This is a genomic window from Loktanella sp. DSM 29012 (assembly GCF_900110705.1).
GTDB classification, from domain to species: domain Bacteria; phylum Pseudomonadota; class Alphaproteobacteria; order Rhodobacterales; family Rhodobacteraceae; genus Loktanella; species Loktanella gaetbuli.
On record NZ_FOEJ01000004.1, the window covers coordinates 163,863 to 178,770 of the forward strand.

General features: G+C 61.9%; 23 protein-coding genes. 7 read left to right on the forward strand and 16 right to left on the reverse strand.

Annotation, left to right across the window (positions count from 1 at the left end):
* Window positions 1-333: 333 nt before the first annotated feature.
* The 15 genes from rpmE to BMX27_RS10560 form a co-directional block, all read right to left on the reverse strand.
* Window positions 334-555: a 50S ribosomal protein L31 gene (gene rpmE, locus BMX27_RS10490; protein ID WP_056035554.1), complete on the reverse strand. Its 222-nt coding sequence runs from the start codon at window positions 553-555 to the stop codon at window positions 334-336.
* A gap of 11 nt (window positions 556-566) precedes the next feature.
* A complete protein-coding gene (gene rplS / locus BMX27_RS10495) occupies window positions 567-944 on the reverse strand; it encodes a 50S ribosomal protein L19 (protein ID WP_090159790.1) in 378 nt (125 codons plus the stop codon).
* 50 nt (window positions 945-994) lie between these two features.
* A complete protein-coding gene (gene trmD, locus BMX27_RS10500; protein WP_090160005.1) occupies window positions 995-1,816 on the reverse strand; it encodes a tRNA (guanosine(37)-N1)-methyltransferase TrmD in 822 nt (273 codons plus the stop codon).
* 35 nt (window positions 1,817-1,851) lie between these two features.
* The gene (locus tag BMX27_RS10505; protein WP_083484359.1) at window positions 1,852-2,013 is read right to left on the reverse strand and encodes a DUF1328 family protein; all 162 of its coding nucleotides are present in this window, start codon (window positions 2,011-2,013) and stop codon (window positions 1,852-1,854) included.
* 64 nt (window positions 2,014-2,077) lie between these two features.
* Window positions 2,078-2,917: a hypothetical protein gene (locus BMX27_RS10510; RefSeq protein WP_177172704.1), complete on the reverse strand. Its 840-nt coding sequence runs from the start codon at window positions 2,915-2,917 to the stop codon at window positions 2,078-2,080.
* On the reverse strand, window positions 2,877-3,680 hold the full coding sequence (locus BMX27_RS10515) for a hypothetical protein (RefSeq protein WP_090159792.1): 804 nt from the start codon (window positions 3,678-3,680) through the stop codon (window positions 2,877-2,879). Before BMX27_RS10515 ends, BMX27_RS10510 begins: the two co-directional genes overlap by 41 nt.
* Window positions 3,677-4,186 carry a ribosome maturation factor RimM gene (rimM, locus tag BMX27_RS10520; protein ID WP_090159793.1) on the reverse strand — a complete coding sequence of 170 codons (510 nt, stop codon included), beginning with the start codon at window positions 4,184-4,186 and terminating at the stop codon, window positions 3,677-3,679. The genes BMX27_RS10515 and rimM overlap by 4 nt, the downstream gene beginning before the upstream one ends.
* Window positions 4,187-4,316: 130 nt before the next feature.
* Window positions 4,317-4,718 (reverse strand): 30S ribosomal protein S16, encoded by a 402-nt coding sequence (gene rpsP / locus BMX27_RS10525; RefSeq protein WP_177172705.1) that lies wholly within the window; start codon window positions 4,716-4,718, stop codon window positions 4,317-4,319.
* Window positions 4,719-4,759: 41 nt separating this feature from the next.
* Window positions 4,760-5,059, reverse strand: coding sequence for a chorismate mutase (locus BMX27_RS10530; protein ID WP_056035533.1), 300 nt, complete (start codon window positions 5,057-5,059; stop codon window positions 4,760-4,762).
* Window positions 5,056-5,625 carry a GNAT family N-acetyltransferase gene (locus tag BMX27_RS10535; protein WP_090159794.1) on the reverse strand — a complete coding sequence of 190 codons (570 nt, stop codon included), beginning with the start codon at window positions 5,623-5,625 and terminating at the stop codon, window positions 5,056-5,058. Before BMX27_RS10535 ends, BMX27_RS10530 begins: the two co-directional genes overlap by 4 nt.
* The gene (locus BMX27_RS10540; protein WP_056035528.1) at window positions 5,622-6,137 is read right to left on the reverse strand and encodes a GNAT family N-acetyltransferase; all 516 of its coding nucleotides are present in this window, start codon (window positions 6,135-6,137) and stop codon (window positions 5,622-5,624) included. Before BMX27_RS10540 ends, BMX27_RS10535 begins: the two co-directional genes overlap by 4 nt.
* Window positions 6,134-6,715 (reverse strand): GNAT family N-acetyltransferase, encoded by a 582-nt coding sequence (locus BMX27_RS10545; RefSeq protein WP_256212472.1) that lies wholly within the window; start codon window positions 6,713-6,715, stop codon window positions 6,134-6,136. The genes BMX27_RS10540 and BMX27_RS10545 overlap by 4 nt, the downstream gene beginning before the upstream one ends.
* Before the next feature lie 3 nt (window positions 6,716-6,718).
* The gene (gene ffh / locus BMX27_RS10550; RefSeq protein ID WP_090159795.1) at window positions 6,719-8,206 is read right to left on the reverse strand and encodes a signal recognition particle protein; all 1,488 of its coding nucleotides are present in this window, start codon (window positions 8,204-8,206) and stop codon (window positions 6,719-6,721) included.
* Between the two features lie 169 nt (window positions 8,207-8,375).
* Entirely contained in the window at window positions 8,376-8,732 is a 357-nt protein-coding gene (locus BMX27_RS10555; protein WP_090159796.1) for a DoxX family protein, read from the reverse strand.
* On the reverse strand, window positions 8,729-9,640 hold the full coding sequence (locus tag BMX27_RS10560) for an alpha/beta hydrolase (RefSeq protein WP_090159797.1): 912 nt from the start codon (window positions 9,638-9,640) through the stop codon (window positions 8,729-8,731). The genes BMX27_RS10555 and BMX27_RS10560 overlap by 4 nt, the downstream gene beginning before the upstream one ends.
* Window positions 9,641-9,760: 120 nt before the next feature.
* Between BMX27_RS10560 and BMX27_RS10565 the strand changes: the two genes are divergently transcribed.
* Both BMX27_RS10565 and BMX27_RS10570 read left to right on the forward strand, forming a co-directional pair.
* Window positions 9,761-10,639: a LysR family transcriptional regulator gene (locus BMX27_RS10565; protein ID WP_090159798.1), complete on the forward strand. Its 879-nt coding sequence runs from the start codon at window positions 9,761-9,763 to the stop codon at window positions 10,637-10,639.
* The gene (locus BMX27_RS10570) at window positions 10,639-11,550 is read left to right on the forward strand and encodes a DMT family transporter (protein WP_090159799.1); all 912 of its coding nucleotides are present in this window, start codon (window positions 10,639-10,641) and stop codon (window positions 11,548-11,550) included. Before BMX27_RS10565 ends, BMX27_RS10570 begins: the two co-directional genes overlap by 1 nt.
* 169 nt (window positions 11,551-11,719) lie before the next feature.
* Here the strand turns inward: BMX27_RS10570 and BMX27_RS10575 are convergent, their stop codons facing one another.
* Window positions 11,720-12,061: an ArsR/SmtB family transcription factor gene (locus tag BMX27_RS10575; RefSeq protein ID WP_090159800.1), complete on the reverse strand. Its 342-nt coding sequence runs from the start codon at window positions 12,059-12,061 to the stop codon at window positions 11,720-11,722.
* 207 nt (window positions 12,062-12,268) lie between these two features.
* Between BMX27_RS10575 and BMX27_RS10580 the strand changes: the two genes are divergently transcribed.
* The 5 genes from BMX27_RS10580 to BMX27_RS10600 all read left to right on the forward strand — a co-directional run bounded on the left by BMX27_RS10580 (window position 12,269) and on the right by BMX27_RS10600 (window position 14,843).
* Window positions 12,269-12,622, forward strand: a complete 354-nt coding sequence (locus BMX27_RS10580; RefSeq protein WP_090159801.1) for an AtpZ/AtpI family protein — start codon at window positions 12,269-12,271, stop codon at window positions 12,620-12,622.
* Window positions 12,594-13,379 carry a F0F1 ATP synthase subunit A gene (locus tag BMX27_RS10585; protein WP_090159802.1) on the forward strand — a complete coding sequence of 262 codons (786 nt, stop codon included), beginning with the start codon at window positions 12,594-12,596 and terminating at the stop codon, window positions 13,377-13,379. Before BMX27_RS10580 ends, BMX27_RS10585 begins: the two co-directional genes overlap by 29 nt.
* Before the next feature lie 63 nt (window positions 13,380-13,442).
* Window positions 13,443-13,679, forward strand: a complete 237-nt coding sequence (locus tag BMX27_RS10590) for a F0F1 ATP synthase subunit C (protein ID WP_056035496.1) — start codon at window positions 13,443-13,445, stop codon at window positions 13,677-13,679.
* 81 nt (window positions 13,680-13,760) lie between these two features.
* Window positions 13,761-14,282 carry a F0F1 ATP synthase subunit B' gene (locus BMX27_RS10595; protein ID WP_090159803.1) on the forward strand — a complete coding sequence of 174 codons (522 nt, stop codon included), beginning with the start codon at window positions 13,761-13,763 and terminating at the stop codon, window positions 14,280-14,282.
* A 3-nt stretch (window positions 14,283-14,285) separates the two neighbouring features.
* Window positions 14,286-14,843 carry a F0F1 ATP synthase subunit B gene (locus tag BMX27_RS10600; protein ID WP_090159804.1) on the forward strand — a complete coding sequence of 186 codons (558 nt, stop codon included), beginning with the start codon at window positions 14,286-14,288 and terminating at the stop codon, window positions 14,841-14,843.
* Window positions 14,844-14,908: the final 65 nt, after the last annotated feature.

A 14,908-nucleotide genomic window follows, 5' to 3' on the forward strand; every position in this document is an offset into this window, starting at 1 on the left:
CGAATGCGCGACGTCCTGAAGGACGCTCCTCGGCAGGAAGCTATTGCTCGCGCGAAGTCCGAGTTTTCGTGATATCGCGTTCCGTACGCAGAAGCAGACATCTTTTTGTCTGGTCCGACCAGACGTTATGTCCCGATCGGCACCGCAATTTGCAGCGTCCACTTGCCTAAACCTCGCAATCGTAAAGCTGCGAGTCAATTCGTTCTCAAAGCGTGAAATAGCGAAACACAGTTTCCAAAGTCGGTCCAATCTGACCTTGAAGATCAACTCATCCATTAAACGTAAAACGCCGCCCCGAGGGGCGGCGTTTCTCGTCTGTCACAGGCGTCAGGCTTAGAAGCCGAGGCCAGCGTATTTGCTCTTGAACTTGGACACGCGGCCGCCCGAATCCATCAGGCGGGTGCTGCCGCCGTTCCATGCGGGGTGCACGGAGGGGTCGATATCCAGCGACATCTGGTCGCCTTCCTTGCCCCAGGTGGATTTCATCTGGACCACGGTGCCATCGGTCATCTTGACGTCGATGGTGTGGTAATCGGGATGGATGTCTTTTTTCATCGTGTCCGTCCTTATGCGTCGTTGCGGGGCTTGTAGTTCGACATCTCGGCGATACGCGCGGACTTACCGCGACGGGCGCGCAGATAGTACAGCTTGGACCGGCGGACCTTGCCGCGGCGCACCACGGTGATCTCGTCGATGTTTGTCGAATGCAGCGGGAACACGCGTTCCACACCCTCGCCAAAGGAAATCTTGCGGACCGTGAACGAACCGGCGATGCCGCGGCCGTTCTTGCGGGCGATGCAGACGCCTTCGTAATTCTGAACCCGGGTCCGGGTGCCTTCGGTCACTTTGTAACCGACGCGGATGGTGTCACCCGCCTTGAAATCGGGGATGGTTTTCCCCAGCGCAGCAACCTGCTCCGCTTCGATCTGTGCGATGATATCCATATCATGCGCTCCTATGATAGCACGGGTTTTCCCGCGACGTTTATGCCACCTCAGAGCTCTGTGTCTTCGTCCGGGTCCCTACCATGCACCGCACAGTAAGCCCGCCAGAGTTCAGGTCTGCGTTCCTTTGTCAGCCTTTCGGCCTGCGCCCGTCGCCAGTCGGTGATCTTCGCGTGGTGCCCCGAGAGAAGAACTTCGGGTATCGCGCGACCGTTCCAGACGGCGGGTTTCGTGTACTGAGGATGTTCGAGCAATCCATGCGAGAAGGATTCTTCTTCCACGGATGCCTGATTCCCAAGCACGCGGGGTATAAGACGGACCGTTGCGTCAATCAAGGCCATTGCGGCGATCTCTCCGCCGGTCATGACAAAGTCGCCGAGGCTGACCTCGATCATGTCATGCGCCTCGATCACGCGCTCGTCCACCCCCTCGAAACGCCCGCACAGCAGCGTGACACCGTCACTGGCGGCCAGTTTCTGCATCAACCCTTGCGTCATGGGGCGACCGCGTGGGGTCAGGTAGATCAATGGATTGCGCCCGCGCGACCCGGCACGCACATCGTGCAGCGCCCGGTCCAGGATATCGGCGCGCAATACCATGCCGGCACCGCCACCCGCCGGGGTGTCATCGACGTTGCGATGTTTACCCTCACCGTAGTGGCGCAGGTCGGTCACGTTCAACTGCCACAGATCGTCCTTGAGCGCGCGACCGAGCAGGCTTTCACCCAGAATACCGGGGAAAGCTTCGGGCAGCAGGGTCAGCACCTGCGCGGTCCAGACGCCCGCCAGCTCTGGCTGGTCGGTCATCAGGTCGCGCGGTTTCAGCGTGGGGCGGATGGTCTTGCGACCAGCGGAACGGGGCGTGTCAGTCATGGCCCGCGTCATAGCGCGGCGCGGGCCGCCTTGCACTAGGCGATCGCGACGATGCCAAAGATCACGAGCAGGAACAGTATCAGCACGATGCCGATCAGTACTTTTGCACCTGTGAGGGCAAGGCCGCTGATCCGGCCAAAGCCGAGCAGCGCCGCGATGGCGGCAATAACGAGTAGAGTGATAATCCAACCGATCATGATAGATCCTTTCTGGTTTGACTATTGATCCAACCCGGGGCTGCGACATTTTGTTCCATGCACGTCAATCGGCCAGTCGGCGCAGTTCCTCCTTGCGTCGTTTCAACGCTGCCTTGCTCAGGCCTGCGCGGTTCAGTGCCAGAAAAGTATTTTGCAATTCAAGATCCTGCCCTGCATTCGCACGGGCGGCGGGTGGCAGGGCATCCTGAACCGCTGCCGGAACGCCTATGAGGTCCAGCAACGCGCTGGCGGGTCCGGCGCGGCGGTGGCCGATATCGTGAAGGTCGGCGCAATGCACGTCGGCGATGCCCAAATTCTGCGTAATCCGCATGGCCTCGGTCGCGGGGTCGATCAGATCGGGAAATTGCGCGCGGAACGCGTTGAAATCGCAGGTCAGGTGAATGGATCGCAGCAGATGGCCATAGACGGACCTGATCCAGTCCTCCCGTTCACGCAGGGTGTAGAAATAAGTGATCTGCACGTCCGGGCCGAACCGGGCACGCAGTGCCGCATTGATCTGGTGGCCCAACGGCACGGCTACGTCGTGGTATCTTGTGATGAGCCTGCCTGACATACGGCGGTGGCCGGGCATGGACCCGCTGAATGTCTCGCGGCTCAGGACGACCACAGGGGCGTCCGAGATCGTGGCCAGGAACCGGTCGAGGCGCCGCCGAAAGAGCCAGAGTCGCCACCGAAACGGGCGTTGCGCATAGAGGCGCGCTGCGGCTCCGGCCTGCAAGAAGTCGTCCTTGCCATAGAACGCCATATACGGGCAAAGCGCTGCACGGTGTTTCGTCAGGTAGGTTTGCAGGCTGGATGTCCCGGTCTTGTGAAAACCGGGGTGGACGACGACGCGGGCCATATCAGGCGAACCGCCAGCCGCCCAGGTTGGCCTCTGCCGCAAGGCGTTCCTTTTCGGCGGCGACTGCGCGATCGGCCAGCGGGCTGCGGTTCAGGTCCAGGAATTTCTGCCACAACGCGGTATCCGGTCCCGCATTGCCGGTCCCCACGGGTGCCAGCTGCACCATGATCTTGGGCGACACACCCATGTGTTCGCACAACGCGCCACCGGGCCCCAAATCATGCGCCAGCAGGTCGGTCATCGGCAGCGTGTCGACGGGCACGGGGGCGATCACCTCTGCCACCTCTGCCACGGTTTTATCCAGATCGGCGGTGCCTGCGTGCAGGGCCGCGAATTCATTGAAATCCAGTTTCAGCCGGTGTCCGCGCAGATGATGCCGGTAGGTGCTGAACAGCCAGCCGTCGGCATCGCGCGTGGTCAGGATCATGCGTTGCCGCACATCGGGGAACCGTTCCGCGAGGTAGCCGGTCAGATAGGCGGCCAGCGTGACCGACGGCGCGTAAGAGGCGACCCCCGGCCCGCCGGGAAGGTTGCCCAGCAATCCCTCGCAGGACATGATGATGTTCTGGTCGCTGCGGGGGGCCGCCACGGCGAATGCATCGTCCATGCGGGCCACGTAATCCATCAGATCCAGCGGGTTCAGCGTGCGCGAAAACCGCCCGATGATCTGCAACAGCGGTTTCATGTGCCGCAGCATCACCGGTGCGCCAAACGGGTCCAGTGTTTCGCGGTTGTACCACAGGAAATGCTGGATCGAGCTGGTCCCGGTCTTGTGGAACCCCGGATGGATGAAAATCTGCCTCATGTGGGGAACAGACCCTCGGGGGGATCGGCCACGATGCGACGGCTGGTCAGATCGACCGTGGGAACCGCCGCGCGGGTGAAGGGGATCAGGACCGTGTCGGATTGCCCGGCCACCGTCACATCCAGCAGATCACCCGCGCCGTGATCGACCACCCGCGCGACCGTGCCCAAAGTCACGCCGCCGGTATCGACCACGGTCAACCCGATCAGATCAGTGTAATAATACTCGTCGTCGGGCAGGGCCGGCAGCACATCGCGCGGCGCATAGAGATCGACGTTACGCAGCGCATCGGCGTCTTCCTTGGTGATGACGCCATCCAGCCGCGCGGTGAAACCGCCATTGGTCTGCCCCGTCAGCACCATCTGGGCAAAGCTGCGCCCGTCCGCGGTCGTCAACGGCGTATAATCCGCGATGGCCTGTGGATCGGCGCAGAAGGATTTGATCCGGACCTCGCCCTTAACGCCGAATGATCCGCCGATACGGCCCACGATTACGGTCTCGGTCATGCAACGCCCCTGAATTTTGTTCGGGATCCAGTGTAGCGCGACCACGGCGCGGGCGGAATAGGGGCGCGATACGAAAAAGGCCCGCCCGTGCGGGTGCACAGGCGGGCCAATCGGTCACGCGGCGCAGGATTTACTCCTCTGCTGCGACCTCTTCTGCGGGGGCCTCGGCGGGGGCGTTAGCGGCCTCGTCGATGGCGGCCTGCTTGGCGGCCTTTTCTTCGGCGCGTGCCTTGGCAGCTTTGCCCGGCTCACCCTTTTTCAGGTTCTGGCGGTCTTTCTTGGGCAGGTGGCCTGCGGCCTCCAGCATGCGGGCGACGCGGTCGGTGGGCTCTGCGCCCTGGCCCAGCCAGTAGGTCACGCGCTCCATGTCCATCTTGACGCGGTTTTCATCGTCCTTGGACAGCATCGGCTGGTAGGTGCCCAGCTTTTCCTTGAAGCGGCCGTCGCGCGGCATGCGGCTGTCGGCAGCAACGATGGAATAATAGGGGCGCTTTTTGGAACCGCCGCGGGCGAGACGAATTTTCATAGCCATGATGTTTTTCCTTCTTGGGTATTGATGACGGGGGAGGCCCGTCAGGATTTGTGTTGTTCGTGGTGGTGGATGACTTCCTGAATGATGAAATTCAGGAATTTCTTGGCGAATTCCGGGTCCAGATCGGCCCGTTTCGCAAGATCGGTGAGGCGGGCGATCTGTGTCGCCTCGCGCGTGGGGTCTGACGGCGGCAGATCGTGCGCGGCCTTGAGCGCGCCGACAGCCTGCGTGTGCTTGAACCGTTCGCCCAAGGTATAGACAAGGATCGCATCCAGCCGGTCTATGCTGGCGCGGTGCTCCTTGAGCACTTCTGCGGCGCGGATGACGGGATCATCTGTCACAGGTCATACTCCGGTCGGGGGTGACGCCAGATTTCGCAGCCGTCGTGCATGCCGTCGTCCTTGATCGCACCCAGACGTTTCGCCAGCGCGATCGCGCGGTCGTTTTCGGGGTCGATATAGCTGACGAGCGTTTCAAAGCTGAGCGCGTTCCACGCATTGTTGCGTGCCTTTTCAGCAGCCTCGAAAGCGTATCCGTGGCCCTCGGCCTCTTGGGTGAACAGGAACCCCAGTTCGGGTTCGGGATCGCCGGTTTCGTGGCCCAGCAGCACGAACCCCAGCACGCGCTTGTCGTCCTGATGTTCGACCGTCCACAGACCGGCACCGCGCAAGATCCAACTGGCGGTCAGCTGAATGAAATCGTCCCACGCACCCTCGCGCGTCAGTGGGCCGGACACATAGCGCCCCCGGTCCGACGTCACCAGATCGGCAAAGACGTCGAAATCTTCCATGTAGGGGCCGCGCATGATGGTGCGGTCCGTTGCAATGCGCGGTAGCGCCTGCACGATGCGGTCGACCGCGACGGCGGCCTGTCCGGCAGGGGGCTGTTCCCAGGGATGTATCGTCATGACAGGTCCTTTGGCAGGGGATGACGCCACACCACCTGGCCTGCATAGCTGGCGGGCGGGGTCGCGGCATGGTCGGGTGCGGCGCCCAACCGGGCGGCCAATGCGGCAGACCGGGTGTTGCCGGGTGCGATGTAGCTGACGGCGGTGGTCCAGCCCAGGGCCGTAAAGGCGTGCATCAGCGATGCCTTGGCCGCCTCATGGGCGATGCCCGTGCCTTCGATTGCGGGGTCCAGCACCATCCAGCCGATTTCGCGTTCTGGCCAGTCTGGCGGGCACCACGGGCCGATCAACGCCACGATGGCATCCGATCCGCGCTGCGTGACGGCCCACATGCCGTAACCGAATATCTGCCAGTGCCCCAGTTCGGCGGCAAAGCTGCGCCAGGCGGCGCCTTCGGTCGTGTGGCCGAACAGCGCGCCACGGTCGGACGCCATGAAATCGCGGAATGCGGGCCAGTCCGATGCATTGGGCTGACGCAGGATCAGGCGGGCGGTTTGCAGGCTGTGGTTCATTGCGACACCTCCAGCCATTGCGCGCGGGCCAGCGGCGCATCATGCGCCAAGTGCCGGTGCACCAATGCCTCGTCGCCGTCGATGACGTGCAGGCCTTCTTCGACCGCGCCCAGGCGTTTGGCCAGCGCACGGCTGCGCGCATTGGCTGGGGCGATGAACGACGCCAGCGGCCCAAGGCCAAGGCTCTCGCCCGCCCAGCGGCGCACGGCAATACATGCCTCATAGGCGATGCCGCGTCCCTCTGCGCCGTCGAACAGGTGGTAGGCCAGTTCGGTTTCAGGCCAGCCGACATGGCGTAGCAGGCCGCAACGGCCAAAGGTTTCGCCGGTGTTGCGGTCGGTGATCGTAAAGAACCCGAAATCCCGCATCTGCCAGTGGCCGATCCCAGCGATGAATGCGCGCCAGGCTTCGGTGGTGGTGCCCTTGCCGCCGACATGCGCCATGCGGTCCGATTGCGTCACCATGTCCGTCAAGGCGTCCAGATCGCTGTCCTGCGGGCCGCGCAGCAACAACCGCCCGGTGGTCAACACCGGGGCAGAGGTCAGCATGCGGCTGTGCAGGGAACGATCCGACATCATCGCTTATTTCTTTTTGCCGAAGCCGGACAGACCGGGAGGCAGGGCGGCACCACCGCCCAGACCGGGCAGGCCACCACCGGGCATGCGGCCCTGCATGGCCTTTGCGGCCTCTTGCATGGCGGCGGGGTCGTTCATGTCCGGCATGCCACCCTTGCCCATCATCTGCTTCATCGCTTGTTTGAGCATCCCGCCCTTGCCCATTTTCTTCATCATGTCGGCCATCTGGCGGTGCTGTTTGACCAGCTTGTTCAGTTCCGAAACCTCGAGGCCGGCACCCTTGGCGATCCGCTTTTTACGGCTGGCAGCCAGCAGGTCAGGGTTGGCGCGCTCGGCCTTGGTCATGGAATTGATCAGGGCGATCTGGCGGCGCAGGATGCTGTCGTCGATCCCGGCCTTGTCCATCTGGCCCTTCATCTTGTTCATGCCGGGCATCATGCCCATCATGCCTTCCATGCCGCCCATTTTCAGCATCTGGTCGAGCTGCATTTTCAGGTCGTTCATGTTGAAACGGCCCTTCTGGAACCGCTTCATCATGCGTTCGGCCTGTTCGGCCTCCAGCGTTTCCTGCGCCTTTTCGACCAGGGCCACGATGTCGCCCATGCCCAGGATACGGCCCGCGATGCGCTGTGGCTCGAAGGTTTCGATCGCGTCCATCTTTTCGCCCAGACCGACAAAGCGGATGGGCTTGCCGGTGATCGCTCGCATCGACAGGGCCGCACCGCCGCGCCCGTCGCCGTCCATCCGGGTCAGGACCACGCCGGTCACGCCGATCTTGTCGTCGAATTCCTGGGCGACGTTGACTGCGTCCTGACCTGTCAGGCCGTCAACCACCAGCAGCGTTTCGCGTGGGTTGGCGACGTCACGCACCTCGGCGGCTTGCGCGATCAGTTCTGCGTCGATGTGCAGACGACCCGCGGTATCCAGCATGAACACGTCATACCCGCCAAGGCTTGCCTGCGTTTTCGCGCGCTTGGCGATCTGCACGGGTGTCTCGCCCTTGACGATGGGCAGGGTATCCACGCCGATCTGCGTGCCGAGGATCGCAAGCTGTTCCATGGCCGCAGGGCGGTTGGTGTCAAGCGAGGCCATCAGGACCTTCTTGCCCTCACGATCCTTGAGCCGTTTTGCCAGTTTCGCCGTCGTCGTCGTCTTGCCGGAACCTTGCAGGCCGACCATCAGAATGGGTGCTGGCGGGTTATCGATCTTGAGCTTGCCGGGATCTTCGTCGCCGGTCAGGACGTGCTGCAATTCGTCGTGGACGATCTTGATGACCTGCTGGCCCGGTGTGATCGACTTAGTCACGGCCTGACCGGTCGCCTTGGCCTCGACTGCCTTGACGAAATCGCGCACGACAGGCAGCGACACGTCAGCCTCGAGCAGGGCAACACGCACCTCGCGCATGGCGGTCTTGACGTCGTCCGCGGACAGGGCACCCTGTTTCGTCAGGCGGTCAAAGACGCTTGATAGGCGGTCAGAGAGGTTCTCGAACATGGCTCGTCCTGTCGTCGGTTGCGTTGCCACCCATATGGGGACGAACGCTCAATGCGGTAGCGCCCCCGTGGGCGCAACGCGCTGACGGAGGGCGATCCCCGTAAACCGGGGACCGGAAGGCACAGCTTCCGGGGAATTGCTTGCGGATTATGCGGGGACAGTCACAGAGTCAAGCCGGCGGCAGAAAACGCAGGATATCGGCGGCATCGAACCAGACCAGCACGGCGCAGCCTGCGATCAGCGCGAACATGTGCGCGCGCGGCAGTCTGGTGAACAGGGTCAGCGCCGTGGTGCCGACGATGACCGTTGCCAGCAGGCCCAGTGCCGCGATCCCCTGAAACCCCGGCACCCATAGCCCGATGGCGCAGATCGTTTCCACGCTGCCGGTGATGGGACGCGGCCATTGTCCGAACCCAAGTGCGTCGTAGACTTTGACGTCTTCCTTGCCGCCAAAAATCTTGCGCAAACCGAAATAGAGAAACGCGACGGTCAGCGCGATCCGCAGGATCAGGATCAGTATCGTCATGAACGGCCCCTTGTGACGGCGTCGGACAGAAATGCGCCGATCTGGGCCACGCTGCGACCTGCTTCGACGGTGCGCCCGACATTCAGATGCCAGACATGATACAGACCCGCCTCCTTGGTCAATGTGACATCCACGCCCTGATGGCGCAGCCGGTCGGCCATCAGGCAGGCATCGTCGTGCAGCACCTCGCCCCGGTCGGTGTGGATCAGAACGGGTGGTGCGCCGGTGAAATCCCCCAGTATGGGCGAGGCATCGGGCTGGGCGGGATCTGCACCGGCCAGATAGGCCGCAACGCCCCGCGCGCCCCAACGGGTCGAAACCAGCGGATCCGTACTGCGGTTTTTCGCCAGCGACGGGTTTTCCAGTCGCAGGTCCGTGACGGGACACAGCACAGCCACGCCATGCGGCAACACCAGCCCCTTGGCGATGATCCGCTGCAACAGTGCCAGCGCCAGATTGCCGCCCGCGCTGTCCCCCGCCAATGTCAGCGGTCCCGCGTCCGGATCATCAGACAACGCGCGCCAGGCCGCCTCTGCATCGTCAAGTGCGGCCGGAAACGGATGTTCCGGCGCCAACCGGTAATCGAGGAATACACCCCGCGTGCCCGCCGCCTGCGCCAGCCGCGCGACCAGATGCCTGTAGCCCCGCAGATTGCCGATCACGAAGGCGCCGCCGTGCAGATACAGCGTCGTGCCGTTCGGTGTCGGTGCATCCGTGCCGCAGATCATTCCGGGTCTGCCGTTCAGGTCGATTGCCTTCAGGCGCAGACCCGGCGGTGTCTTGTTGCCGATCACGGCATTCACGGTGAACAGGACGCGCAGCACGCCTGTGTGTCGCACAAGGGCGAGGATCGGCTTTTGCACGGTCCATGCGTGCAGCCGCATCAGGCGGTGGGTCAACGAAGTCATGTCCTACAGTGGGATGTTCCGTCAGTCCCGGTCAAGCGATGCAGGTCATTGACGATTGCGCTATGGGGTAAAATAACCGACCTTGGCACAGAACGGCCTGAACCAGAGAGAGCGCAAGACATGGACAGCTGGGACGAAATCCGCACGGCCTTTCAGGTGGCGCGGGCGGGGACGGTCAGCGGGGCCGCCGAACAACTGGGCGTGCATCATGCGACGGTCATCCGACATATCGACTCGCTTGAGGGCCGGCTGGGCGTCAAGCTGTTCCAGCGCCATGCACGCGGCTACACGCCGACCGATGCAGGTGTGGATCTGCTGCGCGTGGCGCAGACGACGGATGAACAATTCACCCAGCTGGTCGGACGCATCAAGGGGCAGGGCGATGGCGTCAGCGGCGAGCTGATCATTACCTCGATCGGCGAGTTGTCGATCATCCTTGCGGGTGTCATTCACGAATTCAACACGGCTTACCCTGAAATCCGCAGCCAGATCCTGACCGACGAACGCATCTTTCGGCTGGAATACGGCGAGGCCCATGTCGCCGTGCGGGCAGGCGCGCGACCGGCAGAACCCGACAACGTGGTCCAACCCTTGATGCAGCTCCGGCCCGTGCTGGTCGCATCAGAGGATTACCTCGCCCGGATGGGCCCGGTCGAATCCGAAGCGGACCTGGCGCGGCACGAATTCGTCACGCATATGGACGGGGTCAATCGCGCGCCCTTCTACCGCTGGCTGTCCGAACGTGTGCCCGACGAAAGGCGGCGCATTCAGACGACGGACGCCCGTGTGCTGCGCGAGGCCATTCTGGCCGGGGCCGGTATCGGTTTCATGTCGCGACTGGATCTGCTGAGCTATCCGAAACTGGTCCCCGTGATCGAAAGCCCGGAAGAGTGGTCCGTGGATGTCTGGATCGTCACCCACGTCGATCTGCACCGCAGCAAGAAGGTGCAGACCTTTGTCGCCTTTCTCAAGGATTGGGTCAAAAAGGCCGAACTGTGATGTTCAAACCCCGGTCCGCCGACAGGGCGGGTCATCTGGCGATGCTGACCTTCTCGGCGCTGGTTGCGGGCAGCTTTGCGCTTGGCAGCCGTGCTGCAAACGAAATCGACCCCGTGGTCATGACGGCTGCCCGGTTCTGGCTGGCGGCCGTATTGCTGGCCGTGGCCGCGGTGGCGACCGGGCAGGTGAACCGCAGGGCATTTCAGGCACCATGGCGCTATTTCGCGTTGGCAGCCCTGATGGGCATCTATTTCGCCACAATGTTCGAAGGGCTGAAAACCGCGCCGCCGGTCAGCACCTCGGCGGTCTTTACCCTGACACCGATCATGGCGGCCGGTTTCGGCTGGCTGTTGTTGCGGCAACGTCTGACGGTGCGGATGGCGCTGGCGCTGGCCATCGGCGGGATCGGGGCGCTGTGGGTCATCTTTCGCGCTGATCTGGCCGCTCTGCGTGCGCTGGATGTGGGACGGGGCGAGGCGATATTCTTTGTCGGATGTATTGCGCATGCGTTCTACACGCCCTGCGTGGCGCTGCTGAAACGGGGTGAGGGCACGCTGGTATTTGCCTGTGGCACCTTGCTGGCCGGAGCGCTGCTGCTGACGGTCTATGCCTGGGACGCAATCGTGGCGACGCCCTGGACCAGTCTGCCGGGTATCGTCTGGATCACGCTGGCCTATGTGGCCATCGCTGCGTCTGCCGCGACCTTTGCGCTGTTGCAGTTCGCCGCAACCCGCCTGCCAAGCGCCAAGGTCATGGCCTACACCTATCTGACGCCCAGCTGGGTGATCTGCTGGCAGCTGGCGCTGGGGGCCGTGCCGCCGCGACCGTTGATCCTGGTCGGAATAGCGCTGACCATTCTGGCACTGTTCCTGCTGCTGCGCGATGACGGCCCGAAAAAACACGGGGGCTGATCGGAACAAAATGTCGCACCGGGGCGTTCGCTCACGAATAGTTCAGCAAGGATAAAAAAAATGCGTAATATCATCTATCTCGTGGGTCTCGTGGTCATCGTCGTCGCGATCGTGCAGTTCGTACTGTAACGCACACGACAGGTTAACCAGTTATCAGCCGCCGCCCGGATCACGGGTTGGCGGTTTTTTTCTGTTCCAACTGGCCCAATAGAAACCCTTCGAACGCATCCATGTCCAGCGGGCCCAACATGCCAAAGGCCTGCATCCAGACCGCCGCAGCATGCAGCGCATCGGGTTCCAGTTTGCACCATTTCACGCGGCCGCGTTTTTCCTGTGACACCAGACCGGCGGCTGTCAGCACGCCAAGGTGCTTTGACACTGCCGCCAATGACATCTCGAACGGCTCTGCCACGTCCGTGACGGCCATATCATCCTCCAGCAACATGGACAGGATCGCCCGGCGGGTCGGGTCGGCAAGTGCTGCAAAGGTTGTGTCCAGATTTGCGGTCATGCAAATCCGATACGCCGATGCCAGCGCTATCGTCAACCGAATGGTTGAATGACAAACGGGGGCGCGATGCATTGGATTTCGGCGAATTGCTGTCTGTGTGTATTGAATATATCCATACAAATCAATTTGTTGGCGTAAAATTTGCCTCGCTTGACTCCTTTTCGTTCGCGCCATAGACCCTCACGGGAACGAACGGGATAGATCCACGTGACACCGAACCCGGACCAGCCAGATCCGTCCGAGCGTCTGAAGGCGCTGGAACGCAAACTGGCGGCCCGCAAGGTGATACAACCGATTAAATCCCATAGTGAAAGCCATCACGGTCAGGCGCAGCTTGCGTGGCGGATGGTGATCGAACTTGTGGCCGGTCTTGGGATCGGTTTCGGCATCGGATACAGCCTGGATCTCTTCTTTGAGACCATGCCGATATTTCTGGTGCTGTTCATTTTTTTTGGCTTCGCAGCTGGTGTGAACACCATGATGCGGTCAGCCAAGGAAATGCAGGCGAAACAGCAGGCGGAACAATCCGCCGATGACGAGGGTGAAACACGTGGCGACTGAAACTGCTTACGACGGTGCCGAAGAAACTGGCGGTCTGGTTTTTCACCCGCTGGACCAGTTCATTGTCAAGCCGCTGTTCGGTGACGGTCCCGTGCATTGGTACACGCCAACGAACGTGACCCTGTGGCTTGCTATTGCGGTGCTTTGCATCGCGGCGCTGTTCATCTGGGGTACGCGCAGCCGGTCGACGATCCCCGGTCGCGGCCAGTCCATCGCCGAACTGATGTATGGCTTTACCCACAAGATGGTCGAGGACATCACCGGCAAGGAGGGGCTGAAGTATTTCCCCTATATCATGACGCTGTTCATGTTCATCCTGTTCGCCAACTACCTCGGCCTGATCCCGATGTCGTTCTCGACGACCAGCCATATCGCGGCGACCGCGGTGCTGGGTTTCGGCGTGTTTTTCGCAGTTACCATCCTTGGTTTCGTGCTGAACGGTCCGTCGTTCCTGAAATTGTTCTGGATGTCAGAGGCACCGCTATTCCTGCGTCCCATCATCGCCGTGATCGAAATCATTTCGTACTTCGTCCGTCCGGTCAGCCACTCGGTCCGTCTGGCAGGCAACATCACCGCCGGTCACGCCGTGATCAAGGTGTTCGCAGCCTTTGCCGCACTGGCGGCCGTCAGCCCGCTGTCCGTTCTGGCCATCACGGCGATCTACGGTCTGGAAATCCTCGTCTGCGGCATCCAGGCCTACGTCTTTACCATTCTGACTTGTGTCTACCTCAAGGATGCGCTGCATCCGGCCCACTAACGGGCAGGTCCACGGGTAAGTCTACGAACCATCAACGCAATTCCATCGTAAGGAGAAAAGATTATGGAAGGCGATATCGCAAACATGGGCCAATTCCTGGGTGCTGGCTTGGCTGGCGTCGGTACAGGTCTGGCTGCTCTGGGTGTTGGCAACGTGGCAGGTAACTACCTGGCCGGCGCACTGCGCAACCCCTCCGCCGCTGCGTCGCAGACCGCGACACTCTTCATCGGCCTGGCATTTGCAGAAGCTCTCGGGATCTTTTCGTTCCTGATCGCACTTCTGCTGATGTTCGCAGTCTAAGACGACCGCAAATCATCCTTACGGCTGGCCGGGGCGCATTCGCGGCCCGGCCGGTAGAACCTAAGGTATCCGGGGGGCCTGATGGCAACTGAAACAGTCGCAACCGAAGTGAACGCTGGCATGCCCCAGCTTAACTTTGAAACATTCCCCAACCAGATTTTCTGGCTGTTGGTCGCGCTTGTCGTGATCTATCTGATGCTGTCGCGCGTGGCCTTGCCGCGCATCTCGGCTATTCTGGCTGAACGGTCCGGCACGATCTCGAATGATCTGGCCGCAGCCGAAGACCTGAAAAATCAGGCCGCCGCCGCAGAAAAATCATACGAAAAGGCGCTTGCCGACGCACGCAGCGAAAGCAACCGTATCGCGGACGAAGCCCGTGCCGAGGCCCAGAAGGACCTTGATGCTGCACTGGCCGAAGCCGACGCCAAGATTTCCGCCCAGACCGCCGAGGCCGAAGCTGCCATCGCCGAGATCCGGGCAAACGCCACGCAAAACGTAGGCGAGGTCGCGCGCGACGTGGCGCAGGCACTGGTGTCCACCATGGGCGTGGACGTCAACGCGGATGCCATCAACGAAGCCGTCACCGCGCGGATGAAAGGTTAAGTCATGCGTCATATCCTGATCGCCGTCCTCGCCCTGTCCGCAACTCCGGCACTCGCTGCGGGCGATGTGTTCTTTTCGCTGGCGAACACCGACTTCGTCGTGACGCTCGGCTTCTTGCTGTTCATCGCGATCCTTCTGTACTTCAAGGTACCGGGCAAAGTGACCGAGATGCTGGACAGCCGCGCTGTAGGCATCCAGTCTGACCTCGACGAGGCCCGCGCCCTGCGTGAAGAAGCGCAGACGCTGCTTGCATCCTACGAGCGCAAGCAAAAAGAAGTGCAGGAACAGGCTGACCGGATCGTTGCGAATGCGCGCCAAGAGGCAGAACGCTCTGCCGAAGCCGCAAAAGCCGAAATCGCATCCAACATTGACCGCCGTTTGGCCGGTGCGGAAGAGCAGCTTGCCGCAGCCCGTGCGGCCGCGATCCGCGATGTGCGCGATCAGGCGATCATGGTCGCTGTCGCAGCGTCCAAGGACGTGATTGCCAAGAACATGGACGCCAAGCGCACCAACGCCCTGATCGACGAGAGCATCGACACCGTCAAAGCCAAGATGCACTGACGCGATCAATATCGCAGAATGAAAAAACCCGGCGCTGTGCGCCGGGTTTTTTGTTTGTCGATTTT

Excerpts from the sequence above, each read along its gene's own strand:
- rpmE (WP_056035554.1), bottom strand. The coding sequence starts at position 555 with ATGAAAAAAGACATCCATCCCGATTACCACACCATCGACGTCAAGATG.
- rplS (WP_090159790.1), bottom strand. The coding sequence starts at position 944 with ATGGATATCATCGCACAGATCGAAGCGGAGCAGGTTGCTGCGCTGGGG.
- trmD (WP_090160005.1), bottom strand. The coding sequence starts at position 1,816 with ATGACTGACACGCCCCGTTCCGCTGGTCGCAAGACCATCCGCCCCACG.
- BMX27_RS10505 (WP_083484359.1), bottom strand. The coding sequence starts at position 2,013 with ATGATCGGTTGGATTATCACTCTACTCGTTATTGCCGCCATCGCGGCG.
- BMX27_RS10515 (WP_090159792.1), bottom strand. The coding sequence starts at position 3,680 with ATGAGGCAGATTTTCATCCATCCGGGGTTCCACAAGACCGGGACCAGC.
- rimM (WP_090159793.1), bottom strand. The coding sequence starts at position 4,186 with ATGACCGAGACCGTAATCGTGGGCCGTATCGGCGGATCATTCGGCGTT.
- rpsP (WP_177172705.1), bottom strand. The coding sequence starts at position 4,718 with ATGGCTATGAAAATTCGTCTCGCCCGCGGCGGTTCCAAAAAGCGCCCC.
- BMX27_RS10535 (WP_090159794.1), bottom strand. The coding sequence starts at position 5,625 with ATGACGATACATCCCTGGGAACAGCCCCCTGCCGGACAGGCCGCCGTC.
- BMX27_RS10540 (WP_056035528.1), bottom strand. The coding sequence starts at position 6,137 with ATGAACCACAGCCTGCAAACCGCCCGCCTGATCCTGCGTCAGCCCAAT.
- BMX27_RS10545 (WP_256212472.1), bottom strand. The coding sequence starts at position 6,715 with ATGATGTCGGATCGTTCCCTGCACAGCCGCATGCTGACCTCTGCCCCG.
- ffh (WP_090159795.1), bottom strand. The coding sequence starts at position 8,206 with ATGTTCGAGAACCTCTCTGACCGCCTATCAAGCGTCTTTGACCGCCTG.
- BMX27_RS10555 (WP_090159796.1), bottom strand. The coding sequence starts at position 8,732 with ATGACGATACTGATCCTGATCCTGCGGATCGCGCTGACCGTCGCGTTT.
- BMX27_RS10560 (WP_090159797.1), bottom strand. The coding sequence starts at position 9,640 with ATGACTTCGTTGACCCACCGCCTGATGCGGCTGCACGCATGGACCGTG.
- BMX27_RS10565 (WP_090159798.1), top strand. The coding sequence starts at position 9,761 with ATGGACAGCTGGGACGAAATCCGCACGGCCTTTCAGGTGGCGCGGGCG.
- BMX27_RS10570 (WP_090159799.1), top strand. The coding sequence starts at position 10,639 with ATGTTCAAACCCCGGTCCGCCGACAGGGCGGGTCATCTGGCGATGCTG.
- BMX27_RS10575 (WP_090159800.1), bottom strand. The coding sequence starts at position 12,061 with ATGACCGCAAATCTGGACACAACCTTTGCAGCACTTGCCGACCCGACC.
- BMX27_RS10585 (WP_090159802.1), top strand. The coding sequence starts at position 12,594 with ATGACGAGGGTGAAACACGTGGCGACTGAAACTGCTTACGACGGTGCC.
- BMX27_RS10590 (WP_056035496.1), top strand. The coding sequence starts at position 13,443 with ATGGAAGGCGATATCGCAAACATGGGCCAATTCCTGGGTGCTGGCTTG.
- BMX27_RS10595 (WP_090159803.1), top strand. The coding sequence starts at position 13,761 with ATGGCAACTGAAACAGTCGCAACCGAAGTGAACGCTGGCATGCCCCAG.
- BMX27_RS10600 (WP_090159804.1), top strand. The coding sequence starts at position 14,286 with ATGCGTCATATCCTGATCGCCGTCCTCGCCCTGTCCGCAACTCCGGCA.